Origin of the sequence: Streptomyces griseoaurantiacus (genome assembly GCF_036189845.1) — a bacterium.
Lineage (GTDB): Bacteria > Actinomycetota > Actinomycetes > Streptomycetales > Streptomycetaceae > Streptomyces > Streptomyces griseoaurantiacus.
This window is the reverse complement of record NZ_CP108326.1, coordinates 3,090,356-3,112,163: the sequence shown is the minus strand read 5'-3', so window position 1 is coordinate 3,112,163 and position 21,808 is coordinate 3,090,356. Positions and strand designations below refer to the sequence as shown.

Sequence of the window (21,808 nt, the reverse complement as noted above, 5' to 3'; positions counted from 1 at the left end):
GTCACGGCTGCTCCCCTTTCGCTCACCCTCCGTGACCTGGGATGGAGGTGCGCGTTGGAGGGGACCGATCGGGGGTCCGGGAGGGCGGGAACGGGCGCCGGAAGCGGCCCTCACGGAAGCTGTGACGCAGGTCACATCAAAGTTCTCGGGAGGGCGGAATTAACGGGGACCGATTCCCCGTTTAGCTCACTGTCCGGCTGAAGCGGGGAGCGGTTCCCCGGTTCGGACGGGGGCTCGGGGAAGAGCCCGCGAGCGGCCGGACACGCGAAGCCCCGAGGGGCCCGGAGAGAGAGGGAGGACGCCGTGGAGACCGCCGTACCCGTGCAGCGCCGAGTGAGCCGGCCGCGTGCCGACGCCCTGCGCAACCGGGAGCGCATCGTCACCGCGGCGCGGGAGATGTTCGTCGAGTTCGGCCCGTACGTGCCGCTCGACGAGGTCGCCCGGCGGGCCGGTGTCGGCAACGCCACCGTGTACCGCAACTTCCCGGACCGCGAGGCGCTGGCGCGCGAGGTCGTCTGTTCCGTCATGGACCGCACGGCCGAGGCGGCAGAGGCGGCGCTCGCCGAGAGCGGCGACGCCTTCGCGGCACTGTCCCGGTTCGTGCACACGTCCGTCGACGAACGGATCGGCGCGCTGTGCCCGATGCTCCAGGGGGCCTTCGACCAGCACCACCCCGATCTGGACGCCTCCCGTCAACGACTCGAGCAGTTGGTGGAGTCGCTCATGGACCGGGCGCGCAGGGCGGGACAGCTCCGCCCCGACGTGGCCGTCGGCGACGTGATGGTCGCCGCGGCCCAGCTCAGTCGTCCGCTCGCCGGAGCGGGGTGCCTGAGCATCGACCGATTCGTCCACCGTCATCTCCAGCTGTTCCTGGACGGACTGCGGGCTCCCGCCCGCTCCGCGCTGCCGGGCACGGCCGTGACCATGGAGGCCCTTCGCACACCCAGCACCGATCAGCCGATGAGTTCCGGACAGCACGGCGGTCACCACTGAGACCACCGGAGCGGCCGGACCGCGAGGCGCACTGACGCGAGAGCGCGCCCACGCGGACCGGGCACCGCGACCCGGACCATCAGAACCGACGCACGACCACGGGGAAACGGCTCGAAGACCACAGGAGCCGTCACAGACCACCTGAGCCACGCGTACCGCGGCTCATGGACCACACAGACCAGACCACCGACCGACGCCGCCAGGCGCTCCGACCGTCGACGAGGACGGACCGGGAGGCCGTGGGGTGGGACGACCGCGCTCTCGCGCCGGTACGCCCCCCGCCCCGCACGCCGGGCTTCCTCGGTCAAGAGGCCCAGGACATCGTTTCCGAGTCCGTCATCGAATCCACATTCTTCCGTCATGCCGTAGCAGTACGACTTATCCCGTTACGTTCGTTCCTCACCGAGTCCCGGAGTGGGTACACCCATGTCTGACACAGCCCCGGCCGCCGCCGAGGCGTCACCTCGATCCGACGGTACGCCCGGCCGCACCCCCAACCCCTGGAGGGCGCTGATCTTCATCGCGCTCGCCCAGCTCATGGTCGTGCTCGACGCGACCATCGTGAACATCGCCCTGCCCTCCGCCCAGCAGGACCTCGGCATATCCGACGGCAACCGGCAGTGGGTCATCACGGCCTACGCGCTCGCCTTCGGCGGCCTGCTGCTGTTCGGCGGGCGCATCGCCGACCTGTGGGGCCGCAAGCGGACCTTCGTCCTCGGCCTCGCCGGCTTCGCGGCGGCCTCCGCGCTCGGCGGCGCCGCGCAGAGCGGCGCCATGATGTTCGGCGCCCGCGCGCTGCAGGGCGTCTTCGGCGCGCTGCTCGCACCCGCCGCGCTCTCCCTGCTCGCGGTGATGTTCACCGACGCCAAGGAGCGCGCCAAGGCGTTCGGCATCTACGGCGCGATCGCCGGTGGCGGCGGCGCCGTCGGCCTGATCCTCGGCGGCTTCCTCACCGAGTACCTGGACTGGCGCTGGACGTTCTTCGTGAACATCCCGTTCGCGCTGGTTGCCGCGCTCGGCGCGTACTTCGTCATCCACGAGCCGTCCGGCAGCCGCAACCGCTCCTCGCTCGACATCCCCGGCGTGATCCTGTCGACCCTCGGCCTGGTCTCGCTGGTGTACGGCTTCACGCGCGCCGAGTCGGAGGGCTGGAGCGACACGACGACCATCGGCCTCTTCGTCGTCGCCGGCGTGCTGCTCCTCGCGTTCGTCGTGACCGAGTCCCGGGTCAAGGCCCCGCTGCTGCCGCTGCGGGTGATCACCGAACGCAACCGCGGCGGTGTCTACCTCTCCCTCGGCCTCGCGATCATCGCGATGTTCGGCCTGTTCCTGTTCCTCACCTACTACCTGCAGGCGGTCCAGGGCTACTCGCCGGTCAAGACCGGCTTCGCCTTCCTGCCGATGATCGCGGGCATGATCACGGGCTCCACGCAGATCGGCGCCCGGCTGATGACGCGGGTCCCGCCGCGGCTGCTGATGGGGCCGGGCTTCCTGCTCGCGGCCGTCGGCATGCTGGTCCTGACCCAGCTGGAGATCGGCAGCTCCTACGTCAGCCTCCTGCTGCCCGGACAGCTCCTGCTCGGCCTCGGCATGGGTACGGCGTTCATGCCGGCGATGTCCCTGGCCACGTACGGGGTCGAGCCCCGGGACTCCGGTGTCGCCTCCGCGATGGTCAACACCTCGCAGCAGGTGGGCGGCGCGATCGGCACCGCCCTGCTGAACACGATCGCCGCGTCGGCGACCACCGCGTACATCAGCGACCACATCGCGGGTGCCGGCTCCAAGACGCAGGCGCAGCTCGTCCAGCTCCAGGGTCAGGTGCACGGCTACACCAGCGCGATCTGGTTCGCCGTCGGCATCCTGGTGGCGGCCTCGCTCATCGCGATGACGCTGATCAACACCGGCCGCCCCGGCGCCGGTTCCGCCTCCGGCGAGTCGGCCGAGGGCGCGCAGGACGAGTTCCAGATCCCGGTGGTCGCGCACTGACGACCCACCGGTGATCCGGTGACCACCCACTCAGGGGCTCGAAGGGCCCGGTGAGGGCCCGGCGGGGGAGGCGGGTCAGCGGAGCCAGGGCAGGTCCGCGCCCGCCTCCTTCGGCTGAAGTCCCTCGGCGACGATCTGCATGATCTCGCCGAGGGACTTCTGCTGTTCCGGGCTGAGCCGGTCGAAGACGGCCTGGCGGACGGCCTCCACATGCCCTGGCGCGGTCCGCCGCAGCACCTCGTACCCGGCGTCGGTGAGCACCGCGAACTGGCCCCGCTTGTCGTCGGGGCACTCCTCGCGCCGGACCCACCCGTTCTTCTCCAGCCGGGAGACGGCGTGCGAGAGGCGCGAGCGCGTGATCTTGGCCTGCTTCGCCAGCTCCGTCATCCGCAGCCGCCGCTCCGGCGCCTCGCCGAGCTGGACGAGCAGTCCGTAGTAGACGTGCGGCATGTCGGCGTCCCGCTGGAGCTGCCGGTCGAGGTGGTCCTCCAGGAGCGTGACGGCGTGCAGATAGGCGCGCCAGACGCGCTGCTCCTCGGGGGTGAGCCAGCGGGTGTCGCGGCCGGGTGCGGTGTCCATGCGCCTACTGTACGAGGCATCTCCTTGAAGGTTAAACAACAGCGCGTTAGGCTGTAGGGGTTAGCTTGATATTTCAAGTATCTCTTCACACGCCCAGGGCGACTGTCGCCGGCCGACCGTCGCCGGAGGAGGCCCGCCCCATGTCCGCCCTCGCCGAAGAGCGCCCCGCAGCCGGGCGCATGCCCACCCTCTACCTCAGCCACGGGGCGCCCCCGCTGGCCGACGACCCGGTCTGGCCCGGTGAACTGTCCGCCTGGTCCGCCACCCTGCCGCGCCCCAGGGCGATCCTCATGGTCTCCGCGCACTGGGAGGACGCCCCGCTCGCCCTCGGCGCCGTGGAGCCCGTCCCGCTCGTGTACGACTTCTGGGGCTTCCCCGAGCACTACTACCGCGTGCGGTACGAGGCCCCCGGGGCGCCCGCGCTCGCCGACTCCGTCCGCAAGCTGCTGCGCGCGCCCGGGACGCCGGTCCAGGACGTGCCGGACCGGGGGCTGGACCACGGGGCGTACGTGCCGCTCGTGGAGATGTACCCGGAGGCGGACATCCCCGTCCTGCAGATCTCGATGCCCACGCTCGACCCCGTCCGCCTCATGGAGATCGGCCGCCGGCTCGCCCCGCTGCGGGACGAGGGCGTGCTGATCGTGGGCTCCGGGTTCTTCACCCACAACCTGGCCGCGCTGCGGCACGCCGGGGGAATTCCCGGCTGGTCCGCGGAGTTCGACGACTGGGGACAGCGGGCACTGGCAGCCGGCGACGTCGACGCGCTGCTGGACTTCACCCGCACCTCCCCGGCGGGGCAGCTCGCCCACCCCCGCACGGAGCACTTCGCCCCGCTGTTCGTCACCCTGGGCGCGGCGGACGCGGCCGGGGAGCTGGACACCCAGCGCTCGGTCATCGAGGGCTTCTGGCTGGGCCTCGCGAAGAGGTCGGTGCAGTTCGGCTAGCGGGTGGGGGCGCGGGGGCGCGGGCCCCGGGCCGGTGCCTGGTGAGGGGGCGGATCCCGGGCCGGCTCCTGGTGAGGGGGTGGCTTGCCGGATCTCCTGTGAATCGGCCCACGCGTCCCCTCGGCGGCAACCTTCCGGCGATCCGCCCCGTCTACACAGACGAAGGCCCGGCTCACCCCTCCGGCCTGGGCCTCCCCACCCCCCTCGCTCCCTCGTCCCGCCGGCGTGGCCGCGCAGGGTACTGCATGATCAGAAAAAAGGAGGGCCGGGTTGGGAATTCTGTCCGGATTCCAGTCGTTGTTTCCATCAGATGCAGGGCACCCGACCACAGTGCCAAGCAGCTGAGAACCACCCGCCAGCCCACCATCGCAAGGGAGCACGCATGGCAACCCGTGCCGTCGCCCGTCGTAAGTCCGCCACCGGCGAGACGGCCGACGCGGCAGGCAGTGTTCGCACCCACGCCGGTGAGATCGCCGACCGCGACCTGGTCGGCATGTACCTCGACGAGATCGCGCGCACACCGCTGCTCGACGCTGCCAAGGAAGTCGAGCTGTCCCAGGTCATCGAGGCGGGTGTGTTCGCGCGGCAGATCCTCGAGGGCGAGGAGGAGTCCCGCGCGGACGCCTCCCGCGAGGAACTCGAGGCCCTGGTCGAAGCCGGCGAGCGTGCGAAGGACGTCTTCATCCGGTCCAACCTGCGACTGGTCGTCGCCGTCGCGCGGCGCTACCCGCGCAGCGGCCTGCCCCTGCTCGACCTCATCCAGGAGGGCAACGCCGGTCTGGTCCGCGCGGTCGAGAAGTTCGACTACCGCAAGGGCTTCAAGTTCTCCACGTACGCCACGTGGTGGATCCGGCAGGCGATCACCCGCTCGATAGCCGACCAGTCCCGCACCATCCGGCTCCCCGTCCACCTCGTGGAGGAGCTCGGCCGGATCCGTCGCGTGCAGCGCGAGTTCAACCGTGAGCACGGCCGGGACCCCGAGCCCGCCGAGATCGCCGCGGAGCTGGGCTCCAACGCCGAACGCGTCACGGACGTGCTCGACTGGGCCCGCGACCCGGTGTCGCTGAACATGTCGGTGGACGACGAGGGCGAGACCCAGTTCGGCGACCTGCTGGAGGACACCTCCGCGGTCTCCCCCGAGCAGTCGGTCCTCACCCTGCTGCGCAGCGAGGAGCTGGACGACCTGATCGGCCGGCTCGACCAGCGCACGGCGTCCATCATCAAGATGCGCTACGGCATCGAGGACGGCCGGGAGCGTACGCTGACAGAGGTCGGCAAGGAGCACGGACTGACCCGCGAGCGCATCCGGCAGATCGAGAAGCACGCGCTGCTGGAGCTGAAGAAGCTCGCCCGCAGCACCGGTTTCGACGCGGTGGCCTGATCACCGCGGACACCGCACGCATCGCCGCCCCGCGGCGGTGCACCCCGCACCTGTGTGGCGCCCGCGCGTCACACGGGGGCGCGCATCGGCCAGATGCGCGCGCAACCGGGTGCGCCCCTGCTTCAACCCGCGGGGTTCGGGGCACAAGAAGCTCGAACCCCGGTACGTGAGCACTGCACGCGTCCCGCGCGGACCACGGCCACCAGGCCGTCCCGCCCCCCAGAACCACGTCCCGACGCACTACCCCCCCCGGGCGCCGGGACCTTCCCAGAGCCGGGCTTCGGCGTCTCCCCCCGACGCCGGAGCCCGGCTCCTTTGCGTCAGCCCTCCCCGCCCCCGCCCCGCAGCAGACGCGCGCCCAGCTCCCGGACGCGCTCGGCCAGTTCGGCCGGCCGGTGCACGGTGAACCCCACCTCCAGCATCGCCAGCCGCATCGGCAGCCACTCCGGGGCGTCGGAGACCCGGGCCCGTATCCGGCATCCGCCGCCCTCGACCGGCTCGGGGGCGCCCCACCACGGCGGCAGCCGGTCACGGAGCTCCTCCGCCCCGGCGGCGAAGCTCACCTCCAGCTCGTACGCCTCCTGGCGCGCGTGCATCGACTGCCGCAGGTACTCCGCCGCGCTCCCCGAGGGCAGCTCCCGGGGCGCGTACCGCGCGCCGGTCGCGAACGGCTCGGCGACCCGGTCCACGCGGAAGGTCCGCCAGTCCTCGCGGTGCAGGTCGTAGGCGACGAGGTACCAGCGCCGTCCCGTCGACACCAGCCGGTACGGCTCGGTCAGACGCCGGGACTCCGCGCCGTCGGCCGCCCGGTAGGCGAACCGCAGCCGCTCCCGCCCGGCGACCGCCGAGGCGATCACGGTGAGCGTCTCGGGGGCGATCCGGGCACCGTCCCCGCCGGTCAGCGCCGTCGTGGCGGTTCCCAGGGCGGCGACCCGGTGGCGCAGCCGGCCGGGCAGCACCTGCTCCAGCTTCGCGAGGGCCCGCACCGACGCCTCGTCCACGCCCTCCACCGCGTGCCCGGCACCGGCGCGCAGGCCGACCGCGATCGCGACGGCCTCCTCGTCGTCGAGCAGCAGCGGCGGCATGGCGGTCCCGGCCACCAGCCGGTAGCCGCCCTCGGCGCCGCGGCTCGCCCGCACGGGATACCCCAGCTCCCGCAGGCGGTCGACGTCCCGCCGCACGGTCCGCCGCGACACCCCGAGCCGCTCGGCCAGCTCCCCACCGGGCCACTCGCGCGGCGTCTGCAGCAGGGAGAGCAACGTGAGGAGCCGTGCGGGCGTGTCCGTCGTCATGCTCACAGGGTGCCGCACGAAGAGGACCGGTCCGGTCCTAATGCGGGGTCCGGCAGGCGGAGAGAGGGATGCCCGTTCACTTCTGATTGCAGCCCGAATCTGTTTACTTTCCTCCGGGTCGGACGTAACCTCCCCTTCGAACGCAGGCGAAACCACACACCCGGGCATCCCGGCCGGGTATCCCTCGGAGGCGAACGGACATGTACGCACCGGAGCGGCAGCAGGAGATCCTGCGCCTCGCCCGCGAGGGCGGCCGCGTCGACGTCGTCTCGCTCGCCGAGGAGTTCCAGGTCACCGCCGAGACCATCCGCCGCGATCTCAAGGCCCTGGACCGCGCCGGCCTCGTCCGGCGCGTCCACGGCGGCGCCATCCCGGCCGGCCGCCTCGACTTCGAACCCGACCTCGCCGAACGCGAGGCCACCGCCGCCGACGAGAAGGACCGCATCGCCCGGGCAGCCCTCGCCGAACTCCCGCCCGGCGGCACCCTGATCCTCGACGCCGGCACGACGGTCGCCCGCCTGGCCGCCGCGCTCCCGCTGGAGGCCGAACTCACCGTCGTCACGCACAGCCTGCCCATCGCCGCCCGGCTCGCCGACCACCCCGGCATCCAGCTCCACCTCGTCGGGGGGCGCGTCCGGCACCGCACGCGCGCCGCCGTGGACGCCTGGGCGCTGCGCGCCTACACCGAGATCCGGGCCGACGTGCTGTTCCTCGCGGCCAACGGCTTCTCGGCGGCCCACGGGCTGACCACCCCCGACCTCGCCGAGGCCGCCGTCAAACGGGCGGCCGTCGCCGCCGCCCGGCGCGTGGTGCTGCTCGCCGACTCCGCCAAGCACGGCCAGGAGCACTTCGCCCGCTTCGGCGGACTCGACGACGTGGACCTGCTGATCACCGACAGCGGGCTGGACGCGGACGAGGCCGCCGCCATCGAACGCGAGGGCACGGAAGTGGTCCGCGCGTGATCCTCACCGTCACCCCCAACCCCTCCCTCGACCGCACCTACGAGATCCCTTCGCTCGACCGCGGCGAGGTCGTCCGGGCGGTCGGCGAACGCGTCGACCCCGGCGGCAAGGGCGTCAACGTCTCCCGCGCGGTCACCGCGGCCGGCCGGCGCACGGTGGCCGTCCTGCCCCTGGGAGGTGCGCCCGGCGCGCTCGTCGCCGATCTGCTCGACGCGCAGGGCATCGAGGTCGCCTCCGTACCGGTCGCCGGGGCCACCCGCTCCAACGTGGCGCTCGCCGAGGCCGACGGCGTGCTGACGAAGATCAACGCACCGGGGCCGGAACTGAGCGCCGCCGAGCAGGAAGCCCTGCTGGACACCGTGCGCCGGCACGCCCCCGGCGCCGACTGGATCGCCTGCTGCGGCAGTCTTCCGCGCGGCCTCGCCCCGTCCTGGTACGCCGACCTGGTCGCCCGCGCCCACGTGGCCGGGGTCCGCATCGCCCTCGACACCTCCGGGCCCGCCCTCCGCCACGCCCTGCGGGAGCGCCCTGACCTGGTCAAGCCCAACGCCGAGGAGCTCGCGGAAGCCGTCGGGCGCCCCCTGGCCACGGTCGGCGACGCACTCAAGGCCGCCGAGGAACTGCGCGCGCGGGGCGCAGGCACCGTCCTGGCCAGCCTCGGCGCCGACGGGCAGCTCCTGGTGGACGGCGACGGCGCCCGCTTCGGCAGCGCACCCGTGGCCCTCGTCCGCAGCAACGTCGGTGCCGGCGATGCCTCGCTCGCCGGGTTCCTGCTCGCCGGCGGACGGGGGGCGGAGGCGCTCGCCTCCGCCGTCGCCCACGGGGCCGCGGCCGTCCGGCTGCCCGGCAGCGTCATGCCGGGCCCGGCCGAGCTGGACCCCGGCGCGGTGACCGTGACCGCCCGCATCCCCCTCGACCGGCCCCTGTCGGAACCGGCGACATGAACCCCACCCCGCCCCCCGTCCCCCTTCTCGTCCCCACCCCCTCCGCCCACGAGCTGTCCCGGGCGATACGCGTGCGAAGGAGCTCGCGATGAGCGAGATGATCACCGCGGACCTGGTCGACCTGGACCTCTCCGCCGACACCAGGGAAGCGGCGGCCCGCGCCCTCGCCGAACGGATGCTGGCCCGAGGGCGGGTGACCGACCTGGACGGCTTCCTCGCCGACGTCGCCGCCCGCGAGGCCCGGATGCCGACCGGCCTCGACGGCGGCATCGGCATCCCGCACTGCCGCAGCGCCCACGTCACCGAACCCACCCTCGCCTTCGGGCGCAGCACCGCCGGGATCGACTTCGGGGCGGCGGACGGCCCGGCCGACCTGATCTTCCTGATCGCCGCCCCGGCCGGTGCGGACGAGGCCCACCTGACGATCCTGTCCTCGCTGGCCCGGCAGCTCATGGACGCGGAGTTCACGTCCGCGCTGCGGGCGGTCACGGACGCGGGGGCGGCGGCCGCCCTCATCCGGGGCGAGGAGGGGGCGGAGGGCGGTGCGGCCGGTGCGGAGGCCGGTGCGGAGGCCGGTGTGCCCGATGCGCGGCCCGGTGTGGCCCATGCGGAGGCCGGGGGCGAGGCAGGCGCCGAAGTCGGTGCGGATGCCGGAGGCGGATCCGGAGGCGGATCCGGTGCCGGTGCTGGTGCCGACGGTGCCGCGCGGCCCTTCCGGATCGTCGCCGTCACCTCCTGCCCCACCGGTATCGCCCACACCTACATGGCCGCCGAGTCCCTGGAGAACGCGGGCCGCGAGGCCGGTGTCGAGGTGGTCGTCGAGACACAGGGCTCGGCCGGCTTCACCCGGCTCGACCCCGCCGTCATCGCCGCCGCCGACGGCGTGATCCTCGCGCACGACGTGCCCGTGCGGGAGAAGGAACGCTTCGCCGGGAAGCCGACCGTCGACACCGGTGTGAAGGCGGGCATCAGCCGCCCCGCCGAACTGATCGCCGAAGTCCGCGAGAAGGCCGCCCGCGGAGAGGCCACCGCCCCGGCCGCCGGCACCCCCGTCGACCGGGCCGGCGCACCCGGCGAGGGCTACGGCACCCGCCTGCGCACCTGGCTGATGTCCGGCGTCAGCTACATGGTCCCCTTCGTCGCCGCGGGTGGCCTGCTCATCGCCCTCGGCTTCGCGATCGGCGGCTACACGGTCAACAAGGCACCGTCCGTGATGGACCACTTCGTGTGGACCGAGGCCGACAGCTGGGGCGCCCTGCTCTTCCAGATCGGCGGCGTCGCCTTCGGCTTCCTCGTGCCCGTCCTCGCCGGGTACATCGCCTACGGCATGGCCGACCGCCCCGGTCTCGTCCCCGGCTTCGTCGGCGGGGCGATCGCGCTCACCGTCAACGCCGGGTTCCTCGGCGGCCTGGCGGCCGGTCTGCTGGCCGGCGGGGTGGTCATGGCGATCGGGCGGGCGCCGATACCGGCGGCGCTGCGCGGCATCATGCCGGTGGTGGTCATCCCACTCGTCTCCTCGGCGGTCGTCGGCTTCCTGATGTTCGTCGTCATCGGCAAGCCCATCGCCTCCGCCCAGAAGGGCATGACCGACTGGCTGAACGGCCTCGGCGGCGCCAACGCCGTGCTGCTCGGCGCGCTGCTCGGCCTGATGATGTGCTTCGACCTCGGCGGCCCCGTCAACAAGGTCGCCTACGCCTTCGCCACCGCCGGCATCGCGGTCGCGGACCCGAGCGACAGCGCCATGAAGATCATGGCCGCGGTGATGGCGGCCGGCATGGTGCCGCCGTTGGCGATGGCGCTGGCCACCACCGTGCGGGGCGGGCTGTTCACCCGGACCGAGCGGGAGAACGGCAAGGCCGCCTGGGTGCTGGGCATCTCCTTCATCTCCGAGGGCGCCATCCCGTTCGCGGCGGCCGACCCGCTGCGCGTCATCCCCTCCTCGATGCTGGGCGGCGCCGTCACCGGGGCGCTGTCGATGGCCTTCGGCGCCACGCTGCGGGCCCCGCACGGCGGCATCTTCGTGGTGCCGCTGATCGGCAACCCGTTCCTCTACCTGGTGGCCCTCGCGGCCGGGGTGTGCGTGAGCGCCGCCTCGGTGATCGTCCTCAAGGGCCTGCGGAGGCAGGGCGCGCAGGACGCGGAGGGGGGCCCGGAGACGTCCGGTGCCTCCGCCGCTGTGCCGAAGGAGTCGGTCACCGCCTGACGGCGGGCCGGACGCGGAACGGGCGGGCGCGCAGGAGACGGCGCCGGACGGGAGGCAGCGGGGGACGGAGGCAGCGGGATCGGGGTGCCTGGCGGGGCCGGAGCGCGTGCTGCGAGATTCGTCACGGTCCACGACGGACATCCCGGCGTGAGGCATCCGTGCTGTTCACTGGAGGCATGCCCGAGCACGTGCCGATACTCCAGTTCCTGGGCTGGGTGTTCCTCGCGGCGGCCGCCGTCCTCTGGATCTCCGGCTTCGTCCGCCTGCAGCGTCGTTACCGCACCTATCTCGCGGTCCAGGAGCGTACGGGCACGCTCGGCGCGCTGCCGCGCCATCGGGCGGCGCCACGGCTGGAGTCCGTCGAACTCACCCAGGCCGAACGGGACGCCTTCGCCGGTCTCGTACGGCAGTTCGGCGACGGAGGTGGACACCGGCCCACCGGCTGACACCGCCGGAAGCGGGGCGGTTCGTTCTCAGGGCTGCCCGGGGCCGGGGCGGCGCTTCGGCCGGATGCGGTCGGAGGCCGTCGCCCGCAGTTCCATCGCCGCCCGGGCCGCACGCTCGCTCGCGTACACCTCGCACATGTGGCGGCCGTCCGGCGTCGCCGTGTGCTCGACCTCCCACAGGGAGATCTCGCGCCCGTCCCGCAGCAGGAACGCGTGCTCGTACAGCGAGAGGCTCAGGCCCGCGCGGCGGGCGCGGCCGATGCGCCCGAAGGCCTGGGAGATCTGGTGCGCCGAGGCGGAGTTCAGCAGCAGTGCGGACAGCTCCGCGTCCGGCGAGTCGGAGTTCTCCGCGCGGCGCAGCAGCCGCCGCACGTGGTCCGCGGAGTCGTCGGGCACGTAGAAGTGCCGGGGCTCGGGAACGGGGGCCGGCCGCGCCGGTAACGAGAGCTCGAACTCGGGGGCGTCGGGGGGCAGCGGCAGCCGGGCGGTGGCGGTGCGCAACTCCTCCTCGTCGAGGTACACCTCGTGCTGGAGGAGACCGCCCGGGGCGGTGTTGTGCACCAGCTCCCAGAGCGTCACGGCGGAACCGTCGGCGAGCAGCCAGGTGTGGCGGTGGGTCTCCCGGTGCAGCCCGGCGCTGTGGTGCGCCGAGTGCAGTGAAGTGGCGTACGCCAGCGCGCAGTCGAGCAGGCGTATCGTCTCGTCGGGCAGTTCGAAGGAGTTCAGGGCACGGCCGAGCAGCCGCTCGAGTTGCTCCTCCGGAGACTCGGGCGACTCGAAGGGCTCGTACGCTGCGGTCTCGTACGGAACGCTCAAGGTTGCTCCCGGCGTCGCTGCATGTCACCTGGTGGGTGCATACCGTAGCCCCTCGGTCGGACATCGTGTCCGTGAACCGAGAAAACCTACGCACGGAAAACGGGCGGGCCTCGCGGGATGTTCCCGCGAGGCCCGCCCCGTTGCCCCGATCTTCCGTGGAAACCCCTCGTCAGACCGCACTTCCGGCGGTCCACTGGGACCACGGCATGTTCCAGCCGTTGAGGCCGTTGTCCGGCGAGACGATCTTGTCGTGGGAGTTCTTCACGATCACGACGTCACCGATGAGCGAGCTGTCGTAGAACCACTTGGCGACCGTGTCGCCCTGCGCGCCCCGGACGTCCGCCATGCCGACGCAGCCGTGGCTGGTGCCCTCGCGACCGAAGGGCGGATTGCCCTGGTTGTACCAGTAGTTGCCGTGGATGAAGGTGCCGGAGGAGGTCAGGCGCATCGCGTGCGGCACGTCCGGGATGTCGTACTCGCCGCCGAAGCCGACCGTGGAACCGTTCATCCGGGTCTGCTGGAACTTCTCGGAGATGACCATCTGGCCGTTGTACGTGGTGTTCTGCGGGCTGCCGGCGGAGATCGGGACGGTCTTGACGGTCCGTCCGTCACGGACCACCGTCATCGTCTGGCTCGCCGCGTCGACCGTGGAGACCTGCGAGCGGCCGACGGTGAAGGTGACCGTTTTCTTCTGCACGCCGTAGGCGTTGTCGGCGCCCTTCACGCCGTCCAGGTCGATCTTCATCGTCACCTTGGAGTTCGCGTCCCAGTACTTCTCGGGCCGGAAGTCCAGGCGCTGCGTGCCGAACCAGTGCCCGGCGACCTTCTGGCCGCTGCTGGAGGTGACGGTGATGTGCGACTGCACGGCCTTCTTGTCGCTGATCGCCTTGTTGAACGTGAACGACACCGGCATGCCCACACCGACCGTGCTGCCGCCGTCGGGCGTGTAGGTGCCGATGAAGCTGTGCGCGGGCGACACCGTGGTGAAGACGGAGTTGGCGGCGGCCGGACGGCCGTCGGTGTCCTTGGCCAGGGCGGATATGCGGTACTTGGTGCCGCGCTCCAGCTGCTCCTTCGGCTTCCAGGTCGCCCCGTCCGCCGACACCGAGCCCTCGACCGGCTTGTCCGAGCCGGCCACCGTCATCTTCACCTCGGTCAGCTTCCCGCCTCTGACCTTCACGCCCGTGGCGTTGATCGAGGCGTTGTCCGAACCGTCCTCGGCGGAGATGGTGATGCGTGCGGCGGAGGCCTTGGTGTCGGACTTCTTGCCGCCCTTGCCGTTGTCCGCGCTCGCGTCCCCGCCGCAGGCGGTGAGGGTCAGGGCGCCGACCACGAGGGCGGCCGCGGCCCCGAGTACGCGCCGCCGCGCTGTCATGTCCGGCGTAGTCACGAGGTTCTCCCAGTCGTCGGTGTCGTCGCTGTCGCTGTCGTCGGTGTCGTCAGCGTCGGCGTCGTCAGTGCGATGCGTCTGTCCGCTGCGATACGTGAAACAAGAGCACGGCCCGCCGACCTGGGTTCCCGCCCGTACGGCTCCGACCCCGTCGCGTGACAGAACCGGGACAATGTCGCCCCGCACCACGGCCGTTGACGCACTGGGAGCCGAGGTGCGGGACCGTCAGAAGGCGCTGCCGTACAGCTCCCCGTACGAGGGCCAGTCGCCGCCCGGACCCTCGTGCGACCGGGCCGCCCGGACGGCCCGCACGATCGCCCGGGTCACCAGGTCCGCCCCCGCCGCGAGCACCTCGTTGAGCGCCAGGGGATCGCCCTCGGGCAGCGGTCGGGCACCGGTGGCCAGCGCGAACACCGTGTCGCCGTCGTTCAGCAGGTGCACCGGGCGGACGGCCCGCGCGATGCCGTCGTGCGCGGTGCCCGCGACCTTCCGCGCCTGTGCCTTCGACAGCGCCGCGTCCGTGGCCACGACCGCCAGCGTCGTGTTCAGCGGCGGCGCCGTCCGCCGTGCCGCCGCCTCCTCCAACCGCCTCCGCGCCGCCTCGTGCACCTCGGCCGCCGGATATGCGACCCGCCGTCCCTGCCAGAACTCCCCGTACAGCGCGCCCGTTGCCGGATCCACCGCCGAACCCGCGGCATTGGCCACCACCAGGGCGCCCACGGTGATGCCCGAGCCGAGCACCGTGCTCGCGGTGCCCACCCCGCCCCTGAGCGCACCGACCACCGCGCCCGTGCCGGCCCCCACGCACCCCTGCGCCACCGCCGTGCCCTCCGGGCCCGCGGCCGCCTCCACGGCCGCCCGGCCGGTGGACGCGTCCGGACGAGCCCCGAAGTCACCGCCCCGCCCCAGGTCGAACACGCAGGCCGCGGGCACCACCGGCACCACGTGCCCCGGATCGGGGCCGACCCGCACCCCGCGTCCCCGTTCCTCCAGCCACGCCATCACACCGGAGGCGGAGTCGAGCCCGTAGGCGCTGCCGCCGGTCAGCACCACCGCCTCCACCGTCCGCACCAGGTTGCGCGGGTCCAGCGCGTCCGTCTCTTTCGTCCCCGGCCCGCCACCGCGCACATCCACGGCGGCCACGGCACCCCCTTCGGGGGCGAGTACGACCGTCGTCCCGGTCAGCCATCCGCCCCCGGCCCGGGTGGCATGCCCCACCCGCAGCCCCGCAACGTCCGTCAGCGCATCGGTCTCGGTGTCCATGTGCCCATCCTCCCGCCGGCTCCCGGCCGTCGGGCCCCGCCGAGCCGTACGCTGGAGGCATGCACAGCGACTCCACGCCCCCCGAGCCGACACCGGCGGCTCTCGTCTTCGACGATCCGATGGACCAGTACCGGCAGTCCTCGGACGACACCGACCGGGGCTGGGGCGAGCGGCCGGCCGGCGACAGCTCCGCCGCCGATCTGAAGCGCTTCCTCGACGAGAAGCCCCCGCACCACGTCTGAGCCGGCGGCGGCCGAGCCGGTCCCCGCGGCGCTCTCCCGCGACGGCCCTCGTCCGGCGCCGTCAGCGCCGGGCGTCGTGACTGCCGCCACGCTGGGCGACCAGGGTGTCGCGGATCTGCTGGAGGACCTCCAGCTCCGTGACCTCCACCACCGAGCCCTTGGTGTCCTCCCGTGCCCTGCGGCGCGCCTCGACCCGGGCCAGGTACTTCGCCATCGGCAGCACCATCAGGAAGTACACGACGGTCGCCGTGATCAGGAACTGCAGCGTGGAGCCGAGAACCGAGCCCCACATGATCTGGATGCCGTGGGTGACCGTGCCGTCCTTCGCCACCTCGCAGTGGGATGTGAGACACGAGCTGTAGCTGTCCAGGTTCTTGGTGCCGATCGCCCCGACCAGCGGGTTGATGATGCCCTTCACCACCGAGTTCACGATGTTGCTGAACGCGGCTCCGATCACCACCGCGACGGCCAGATCGACGACGTTTCCACGCATCAGGAAGGCCTTGAAGCCCTCCCAGACGCCGGATCCCTTCATCTCGCTCACCGATGAACCCCTTCACTCACGCACGAACTACGGAACAAACGACTCCGCAACTTACGACAATCGGTCCGGTCCGCGCCTCTCGCGTCCACGCGAACGAGGTGTTCCGCATCACCGCAGCGTCACCGCCAGCCGTCCCGCCGCACCGGCCCCGGCCAGCCGGGCGGCCTCCGCGCGTGGCACCGAGAGCACGACCAGCGCACCGGGCTCCGCCCCGGTACCGGGGCCCGTCCCGGCGTCCGGCGCCGCCTCGGCGACGGTGTCGGTCCCTGTCCCCGAGCCGGTTCCCGTACCTGTGCCGGTCCCGGTACCTGTGCCGGTCCCGTCCGTTCCGCGTCCGCCGGGCGCTCCCGGCACCTCCACCACCCGCGCCCCGGCCGCCACCACCCGCGCGGCTCCGCCGCCGTCGGCCGCGATCACGTCGACCCGGTCGCCCGGCCGTAGCAACCCCACGGTCGCCGCGTCCGCGATCCGCACCGGCGCCGTCACCGTCGGGGCCCGAGCGGGCCGGTGGTGCGGCGAGGAGGCCGCCCGGGCGGTGCTCGCCCGGGCCCGTGCCGTGTCGTCCGGGTGCCCGCGCGGTCGCCCCTCGGCATGCGGACCCGCCGCGATCAGGGCGGCGGCGGTGACCGCCAGCCCCGCCGCCACGGCCCGCCTGCGCTGCCGGACCAGCCGTCGCAGCCGGCCCGCGCCGCCGGGCACCCGCACGGGGGCGAAATGCGGCACGGAGCAGGCCGGGGGAGTGTCCCGGGCGTCGGGGCGGAAGGCGGCGTCCGCGTCGGTCACGGAGGGGACGGAGACGGGGCCTGAGAAAGGGGGGAGGGCGGGGTGGTGGGTGCGGGAGTCGGGGAAACGCGGGGGCGTCATGGGTGTCTCCACCTGCTTCGTGCGGTCGTCGTGCGGTCGGCGTGCGGCCGTCGTGGCCGCTCCGCGCGTCCCACGATGACGCCCCGCCGCCGACTCCGCCGGAGCCTGTGGACCACCGCCCGGTTGTGGATATCCCGCTCACCCGAACGAGGACGTCCGCCCGTCCGCCCCACCGCGTTCGAACGGCGTCCGAGCCCCGGACCCCGAACCCCCCGGACCTCGAGCCCCGAACCCCGAGCCCCTGCCCCCGAACCCCGCGCTACGGCAGCGCGAACCCCCCGGACCTCGAGCCCCGAACTCCGAGCCCCGAACCCCAGACCCCAGACCCCGAACTCCGAACCCTGAGCCCCGAACTCCGAGCCCTCCCGCGCTAAGGCAGCGCGAACCCCGGATCCATCCCGCCCAGCGCCGTGGCGCACAGGCAGTCCCGCTCGCCGTTCCGCGGCAGCGCGGCCACCGCGTCGAACAGCACGCCCCGCAGCCGGTCCACGTTCGCCGCGAACACCCGCAGCACCTCCTCGTGGGAGACGCCCTCGCCGGTCTCCGCGCCTGCGTCCAGGTCCGTGACCAGGGTCAGCGAGGTGTAGCAGAGCTCCAGCTCACGGGCGAGCACGGCCTCCGGGTGGCCCGTCATGCCGACCACCGACCAGCCCTGCGACCGGTGCCACTCCGATTCGGCGCGGGTGGAGAACCGCGGCCCCTCGACGACGACGAGCGTGCCGCCGTCCACCGGCTCCCAGTCCCGTCCCCGCGCCGCCGCCAGCGCGACCTCCCGGCCGGCGGGGCAGTACGGGTCGGCGGGCGAGACGTGCACGACGTTCGGCACGGTGCCCTCGGGTCGCGGCAGCCCGTCGAAGTAGGTCTGCTGCCGGGACTTCGTGCGGTCCACGAACTGGTCCGGGACGAGGAGCGTGCCGGGGCCGTACTCGGGGCGCAGTCCGCCTACCGCGCACGGGCCGAGCACCTGCCGGACGCCGGCCGCGCGCAGGGCCCACAGGTTGGCGCGGTAGTTGATGCGGTGGGGCGGCAGATGGTGGCCGCGGCCGTGGCGGGGGAGGAAGGCGACCCGGCGCCCCGCGATCTCACCGAGGAACAGGGAGTCGCTGGGCTCCCCGTAGGGGGTGTCGACGCGGACCTCGGTCACGTCCTCGAGGAAGGAGTAGAACCCCGAGCCCCCGATGACGCCGATCTCCGCGGCCCCACCCGGCACCTGCGCCTGCGCGTTCTCCGTCTGCTGCTGCACCATGCCCGCACCCTAGCCGCCCGCTCGCACGGGCCGGCGGCCGCACACCTTTCGGAATCGGAACGCCGGGGGCGGCGGCGCACGCAAGCCCACACACGCACGCGTCCACGGCCGTACGCACACCGAAGGCCCCGTCGTCGCGGGACGACGGGGCCCGGGAAAGAGCGAGTGCCGGATCGGGCGCGGCCCCGGGAGCGGGGCCGGCCGCCAGGTCAGGCCGCGGAGCTCGAGGAGGTGCTCGTGGAGCTCGAGGAGCTCGACGAGGAACCGGAGGAGGAGGCGCCCGAGGAGGACGCACCCGAGGCCGAGGACCCGTTGGATCCCGACGTCGCGGACGAGGACGACTTCGACGACGAGGCGGGCGTGCTGCTCGACGAGGAGCCGCGGCTGTCGTTGCGGTAGAAGCCGGAGCCCTTGAAGACGATGCCGACGGCGGAGAACACCTTCTTCAGGCGCCCCTCGCAGTTCGGGCACACGGTCAGGGCGTCGTCGGTGAACTTCTGCACCGCCTCGAGGCCCTCGCCGCACTCGGTGCACTGGTACTGGTACGTCGGCACTGTGACTTCCTCCTGGCACTCTTGCTCAGTGAGTGCTAACGACAGTCAATAGTGACCTATTCCCCGCGTTCAGTCCACTGTCATCGGTGTGCGGTGACCGACGCCACGTGCCACCGTGCGCCCGGAGGGCCGTCCCGCGAGCAGCGCGCGCAGCGCCAGGAGCACCACCAGGGCCGCCACCGTGCCGCCCATCGGCACCAGGAACCCGGCGCCGTCCCACAGCCGGTCCTCCAGCTGTCCCGCGACGGTGACCGCGGCCGCCTGCCCGAGCGCGACCGCGCCGGTGAGCCAGGTGAACGCCTCGGTGCGGGAGCCCGCCGGGACGAGGTCCTCGACGAGCGTGTAGCCGGTGATCAGCGCGGGCGCGATGCACATGCCGACCAGCAGGCCCACGGCCGCGAGGACGGCCACCGAGTGGCCGGTCCACAGCAGGGAGGCCGTCACCGCGAGCGCCGTGTACGCGAGGAGCAGCCGGCGGCGGGGCGCCACCTTCCAGGCGATCGCGCCGCAGACGACGCCCGAGAGCATGTTTCCCGCGGCGAAGACGCCGTAGAGGACGCCGTTGAGACCGGGCTCCCCGATCGACTCGGTGAACGCCGCGAGCGCGACCTGCATGCCGCCGAAGACGGAACCGATGCCCAGGAAGGCGACGACCAGCACCCGCACCCCCGGCACGCCCAGCGCGGAACCGCTCCCCGCGCGCGGGGAGCCGCCCTCCGCGTCCGCCGGCAGGGCCTTTCCGGGCACCGGCTGGGTTCCCTTCTGCGCAGCGAACAGGACGCCTCCGACGAGGGTCAGGGCCGCCTCCGTGAGCAGTCCGGCCGAGGGGTGCACGGCGGTGCACAGGGCGGTCGCGAGCAGCGGGCCGAGGACGAAGGTCAGCTCGTCGGTGACCGACTCGAACGCGGTGGCCGTCACCATCAGCGGCGAGCCCTGCAGCTTCACCCCCCAGCGGGCGCGCACCATCGGCCCGACCTGCGGCACCGAGGCGCCGGTGGGGACGGCCAGCGCGAACAGCGCCCACAGGGGCGCGTCGGCGAGGGCGAGCGCCGTGAGGGCGAGGGCCGCGGCGGCGTGCACCAGGACGCCGGGCAGCAGCACCGCGCGCTGCCCGTGCCGGTCGGCGAGACGGCCCCCGTAGGGGGCGAACACCGCCATGGAGACGCCGGTGACGGCGGCGACGGCGCCTGCGGCCCCGTAGGAGCCGGTGGTGTGCTGCACGAGCAGCACGAGGGAGAGGGTGAGCATCGCGAAGGGCTGGCGCGCCGCGAAGCCGGGGAGCAGGAACGTCCAGGCGCCGCGCGTACGCAGCAACTGCCCGTAGCCGGGGCGGGACGACGACGTCGAGGTGACCGTGGATGCCACGGCCCGTGCCTTTCTGCCGCCTGGTAGCGCCGCCCCGGGTACGGCTCACGCGCGTGTGGGGCGACGCCGAGAGCTGTCCTCTTGCGCGGACTGCGGTAGATGCCGGGGCCCTGAAGGGGGGCCGCCCGGCCGCCATACGGTCGCGCCAGCTCTGCGTCAGGCAGAGTTGGTTCGATCAAGTACGCCGTTCATGCTACCGCGAGCCCGCCTTCCGGGCCCCCCGGCGCCGGAGCGCCCGGCCCTTCAGGGGCCCGTCACCGCCCGGCCCGATCCGTTCCGCGGCGCTCTGCCGGGGCCCGTTGCCGGATTCCCCCAGCCAGTCGGCGAGCTTGCCGCCCTGGCCGACGGCGCGCAGCCGGCGCTCGGCCGCGTCGCGCACCGGGTCGGTGGCGACGACGAGGAGTTCGTCGCCGCGCGCCAGGACGGTCGCGGGGCCCGGCACGAAGGACTTCCCCTCGCGCACGACGAGCGTGACGGCGGCCCCGGCGGGCAGCCGCAGCTCGCGGATCTCGACGCCGTTCATCCGGGAGCCCTCGGGGATCGCCATGGAGAGCAGATGGCCGCGCAGCCGCTCCAGGGGCGCCGACTCGATGCCGAGGTCCGCCGTCTCGTCGCCCCGGCCGAGCCCGAGTCTGCGGGCCAGCCAGGGCAGCGTCGGCCCCTGGACGAGGGTGTAGACGACGACGAGGACGAAGACGATGTTGAAGATGCGGCGGCTGTTCTCGACACCGTTCACCATGGGGATCGTCGCCAGGATGATGGGCACCGCGCCGCGCAGCCCGGCCCACGACATCAGCACCTGTTCCTGCCAGGGCACCCGGAAGGGGGTCAGGCACAGCAGTACCCCGAGCGGTCTCGCCACCATCGTCAGGATCAGCCCGACGAGGAGCGCGGGCACCACGTCGTCGCCCATCTCGTGCGGGACGACCAGCAGGCCGAGCAGGACGAACATGCCGATCTGGGCGATCCAGCCGAGCCCGTCGGCGAAGCCGCGGGTGGCCGGCGAGTGCGGCAGCCGGGCGTTGCCGAGGACCAGGGAGGCCAGGTAGACGGCGAGGAAGCCACTGCCGTGGGCGAGGGCGCCGGTCGCGTACGCGGTGACGGCGATGGCCATGACGGCGATCGGGTACAGGCCGGAGGCAGGCAGCGCCACGTGCCGCAGGCCCCAGGCGCCGAGCCAGCCCACCGCGAGGCCGATGGCGGCGCCGATCGCCAGTTCCAGCGCGATCTCGCCCACCAGGAAGTACCAGTGCTCCACGGGTCCGGCGGTGGAGAAGGCGACGACGAGGATGACCACGGGGGCGTCGTTGAAGCCGGACTCGGCCTCCAGGACGCCCGTCACCCGCGCGGGCAGGGGAATTCTGCGCAGGACGGAGAAGACCGCCGCCGCGTCCGTGGAGGACACCACCGCCCCGATGATGAGCGCCTGCCGCCATTCCAGCCCGATCAGCAGGTGCGCCGCCGTGGCCGTGATGCCGACGCTCACCGCGACGCCGCCGAGGGCGAGCGCGGAGGCGGCCGGCAGCGCCGGTCTGATCTCCTTCCACTTGGTGCCCAGACCGCCCTCGGCGAGGATCACGACCAGGGCCGCGTAGCCGATGACCTGGGTGAGCGCGGCGTTGCTGAAGTTGATGTGGCCGAGACCGTCCTGGCCCATGGCCATGCCGATGCCCAGGTAGACGAGCAGGCTGGGGAGCCCGCTGCGCGAGGAGATGCGCACCGCCGCCACCGCGACGAGCAGCACGAGCGAGCAGACGAGCAGGAGCTGGTTGAGGTGGTGGACAGTCAGCGGCT

Annotated in this window: 20 protein-coding genes; 9 read left to right on the top strand and 11 right to left on the bottom strand. The window is 73.1% G+C overall.

Annotated elements, in window-relative coordinates:
* Positions 1-303 precede the first annotated feature (303 nt).
* Together OHB09_RS13720 and OHB09_RS13715 are read left to right on the top strand one after the other, a co-directional pair.
* Positions 304-993, top strand: coding sequence for a TetR/AcrR family transcriptional regulator (locus OHB09_RS13720; protein ID WP_006143914.1), 690 nt, complete (start codon positions 304-306; stop codon positions 991-993).
* 426 nt (positions 994-1,419) lie between these two features.
* Positions 1,420-2,979 (top strand): MFS transporter, encoded by a 1,560-nt coding sequence (locus OHB09_RS13715; protein WP_006143913.1) that lies wholly within the window; start codon positions 1,420-1,422, stop codon positions 2,977-2,979.
* Positions 2,980-3,054: 75 nt separating this feature from the next.
* On the opposite strand, the gene OHB09_RS13710 is transcribed toward OHB09_RS13715, so the two are convergent.
* On the bottom strand, positions 3,055-3,558 hold the full coding sequence (locus OHB09_RS13710) for a MarR family winged helix-turn-helix transcriptional regulator (RefSeq protein WP_006143912.1): 504 nt from the start codon (positions 3,556-3,558) through the stop codon (positions 3,055-3,057).
* Positions 3,559-3,737: 179 nt separating this feature from the next.
* Between OHB09_RS13710 and OHB09_RS13705 the strand changes: the two genes are divergently transcribed.
* Together OHB09_RS13705 and OHB09_RS13700 are read left to right on the top strand one after the other, a co-directional pair.
* Positions 3,738-4,502, top strand: coding sequence for a dioxygenase family protein (locus OHB09_RS13705; protein WP_040897126.1), 765 nt, complete (start codon positions 3,738-3,740; stop codon positions 4,500-4,502).
* A 382-nt stretch (positions 4,503-4,884) separates the two neighbouring features.
* The gene (locus OHB09_RS13700; RefSeq protein WP_006143910.1) at positions 4,885-5,883 is read left to right on the top strand and encodes a sigma-70 family RNA polymerase sigma factor; all 999 of its coding nucleotides are present in this window, start codon (positions 4,885-4,887) and stop codon (positions 5,881-5,883) included.
* Between the two features lie 320 nt (positions 5,884-6,203).
* Here OHB09_RS13700 and OHB09_RS13695 read toward each other — a convergent pair whose 3' ends face one another.
* Positions 6,204-7,175, bottom strand: coding sequence for a helix-turn-helix transcriptional regulator (locus OHB09_RS13695; protein WP_319351297.1), 972 nt, complete (start codon positions 7,173-7,175; stop codon positions 6,204-6,206).
* A 200-nt stretch (positions 7,176-7,375) separates the two neighbouring features.
* Here OHB09_RS13695 and OHB09_RS13690 point away from each other — a divergent pair, with 200 nt between their 5' ends.
* The 4 genes from OHB09_RS13690 to OHB09_RS13675 all read left to right on the top strand — a co-directional run bounded on the left by OHB09_RS13690 (position 7,376) and on the right by OHB09_RS13675 (position 11,730).
* Positions 7,376-8,137 carry a DeoR/GlpR family DNA-binding transcription regulator gene (locus tag OHB09_RS13690; protein ID WP_006143908.1) on the top strand — a complete coding sequence of 254 codons (762 nt, stop codon included), beginning with the start codon at positions 7,376-7,378 and terminating at the stop codon, positions 8,135-8,137.
* The gene (gene pfkB / locus OHB09_RS13685; RefSeq protein WP_319351298.1) at positions 8,134-9,081 is read left to right on the top strand and encodes a 1-phosphofructokinase; all 948 of its coding nucleotides are present in this window, start codon (positions 8,134-8,136) and stop codon (positions 9,079-9,081) included. Before OHB09_RS13690 ends, pfkB begins: the two co-directional genes overlap by 4 nt.
* Before the next feature lie 88 nt (positions 9,082-9,169).
* The gene (locus OHB09_RS13680; RefSeq protein ID WP_319351299.1) at positions 9,170-11,284 is read left to right on the top strand and encodes a PTS fructose transporter subunit IIABC; all 2,115 of its coding nucleotides are present in this window, start codon (positions 9,170-9,172) and stop codon (positions 11,282-11,284) included.
* 176 nt (positions 11,285-11,460) lie between these two features.
* On the top strand, positions 11,461-11,730 hold the full coding sequence (locus tag OHB09_RS13675; protein ID WP_191854950.1) for a hypothetical protein: 270 nt from the start codon (positions 11,461-11,463) through the stop codon (positions 11,728-11,730).
* 27 nt (positions 11,731-11,757) lie between these two features.
* On the opposite strand, the gene OHB09_RS13670 is transcribed toward OHB09_RS13675, so the two are convergent.
* The 3 genes from OHB09_RS13670 to OHB09_RS13660 all read right to left on the bottom strand — a co-directional run bounded on the left by OHB09_RS13670 (position 11,758) and on the right by OHB09_RS13660 (position 15,199).
* Positions 11,758-12,546, bottom strand: a complete 789-nt coding sequence (locus tag OHB09_RS13670; RefSeq protein ID WP_006143904.1) for a DUF6227 family protein — start codon at positions 12,544-12,546, stop codon at positions 11,758-11,760.
* A gap of 169 nt (positions 12,547-12,715) precedes the next feature.
* Complete coding sequence (locus OHB09_RS13665) at positions 12,716-13,936, bottom strand: L,D-transpeptidase (RefSeq protein ID WP_167793953.1); 1,221 nt, start codon at positions 13,934-13,936, stop codon at positions 12,716-12,718.
* Between the two features lie 225 nt (positions 13,937-14,161).
* Positions 14,162-15,199 carry a P1 family peptidase gene (locus tag OHB09_RS13660; RefSeq protein ID WP_191854951.1) on the bottom strand — a complete coding sequence of 346 codons (1,038 nt, stop codon included), beginning with the start codon at positions 15,197-15,199 and terminating at the stop codon, positions 14,162-14,164.
* 59 nt (positions 15,200-15,258) lie between these two features.
* On the opposite strand from OHB09_RS13660, the gene OHB09_RS13655 reads away from it, so the two are divergent.
* Positions 15,259-15,441: a hypothetical protein gene (locus OHB09_RS13655; RefSeq protein WP_191854952.1), complete on the top strand. Its 183-nt coding sequence runs from the start codon at positions 15,259-15,261 to the stop codon at positions 15,439-15,441.
* Between the two features lie 61 nt (positions 15,442-15,502).
* Here OHB09_RS13655 and mscL read toward each other — a convergent pair whose 3' ends face one another.
* The 6 genes from mscL to OHB09_RS13625 form a co-directional block, all read right to left on the bottom strand.
* Positions 15,503-15,985, bottom strand: a complete 483-nt coding sequence (mscL, locus tag OHB09_RS13650) for a large conductance mechanosensitive channel protein MscL (protein ID WP_006143900.1) — start codon at positions 15,983-15,985, stop codon at positions 15,503-15,505.
* Positions 15,986-16,093: 108 nt separating this feature from the next.
* Positions 16,094-16,768 carry an RcpC/CpaB family pilus assembly protein gene (locus tag OHB09_RS13645; RefSeq protein WP_407077326.1) on the bottom strand — a complete coding sequence of 225 codons (675 nt, stop codon included), beginning with the start codon at positions 16,766-16,768 and terminating at the stop codon, positions 16,094-16,096.
* A 451-nt stretch (positions 16,769-17,219) separates the two neighbouring features.
* On the bottom strand, positions 17,220-18,095 hold the full coding sequence (locus tag OHB09_RS13640) for an S-methyl-5'-thioadenosine phosphorylase (RefSeq protein ID WP_319117900.1): 876 nt from the start codon (positions 18,093-18,095) through the stop codon (positions 17,220-17,222).
* A 209-nt stretch (positions 18,096-18,304) separates the two neighbouring features.
* The gene (locus OHB09_RS13635; RefSeq protein WP_319351302.1) at positions 18,305-18,649 is read right to left on the bottom strand and encodes an FmdB family zinc ribbon protein; all 345 of its coding nucleotides are present in this window, start codon (positions 18,647-18,649) and stop codon (positions 18,305-18,307) included.
* Between the two features lie 69 nt (positions 18,650-18,718).
* Entirely contained in the window at positions 18,719-20,014 is a 1,296-nt protein-coding gene (locus OHB09_RS13630; protein WP_093599149.1) for an MFS transporter, read from the bottom strand.
* 193 nt (positions 20,015-20,207) lie between these two features.
* Positions 20,208-21,758 (bottom strand): potassium/proton antiporter, encoded by a 1,551-nt coding sequence (locus OHB09_RS13625; protein ID WP_006143895.1) that lies wholly within the window; start codon positions 21,756-21,758, stop codon positions 20,208-20,210.
* Positions 21,759-21,808: the final 50 nt, after the last annotated feature.

Bases quoted from the DNA above. Each gene is read 5' to 3' on its own strand.
- OHB09_RS13715 (WP_006143913.1), top strand. From the start codon at position 1,420: ATGTCTGACACAGCCCCGGCCGCCGCCGAGGCGTCACCTCGATCCGAC.
- OHB09_RS13710 (WP_006143912.1), bottom strand. From the start codon at position 3,558: ATGGACACCGCACCCGGCCGCGACACCCGCTGGCTCACCCCCGAGGAG.
- OHB09_RS13705 (WP_040897126.1), top strand. From the start codon at position 3,738: ATGCCCACCCTCTACCTCAGCCACGGGGCGCCCCCGCTGGCCGACGAC.
- OHB09_RS13700 (WP_006143910.1), top strand. From the start codon at position 4,885: ATGGCAACCCGTGCCGTCGCCCGTCGTAAGTCCGCCACCGGCGAGACG.
- OHB09_RS13695 (WP_319351297.1), bottom strand. From the start codon at position 7,175: ATGACGACGGACACGCCCGCACGGCTCCTCACGTTGCTCTCCCTGCTG.
- OHB09_RS13690 (WP_006143908.1), top strand. From the start codon at position 7,376: ATGTACGCACCGGAGCGGCAGCAGGAGATCCTGCGCCTCGCCCGCGAG.
- OHB09_RS13680 (WP_319351299.1), top strand. From the start codon at position 9,170: ATGAGCGAGATGATCACCGCGGACCTGGTCGACCTGGACCTCTCCGCC.
- OHB09_RS13675 (WP_191854950.1), top strand. From the start codon at position 11,461: ATGCCCGAGCACGTGCCGATACTCCAGTTCCTGGGCTGGGTGTTCCTC.
- OHB09_RS13660 (WP_191854951.1), bottom strand. From the start codon at position 15,199: ATGGACACCGAGACCGATGCGCTGACGGACGTTGCGGGGCTGCGGGTG.
- OHB09_RS13655 (WP_191854952.1), top strand. From the start codon at position 15,259: ATGCACAGCGACTCCACGCCCCCCGAGCCGACACCGGCGGCTCTCGTC.
- OHB09_RS13640 (WP_319117900.1), bottom strand. From the start codon at position 18,095: ATGGTGCAGCAGCAGACGGAGAACGCGCAGGCGCAGGTGCCGGGTGGG.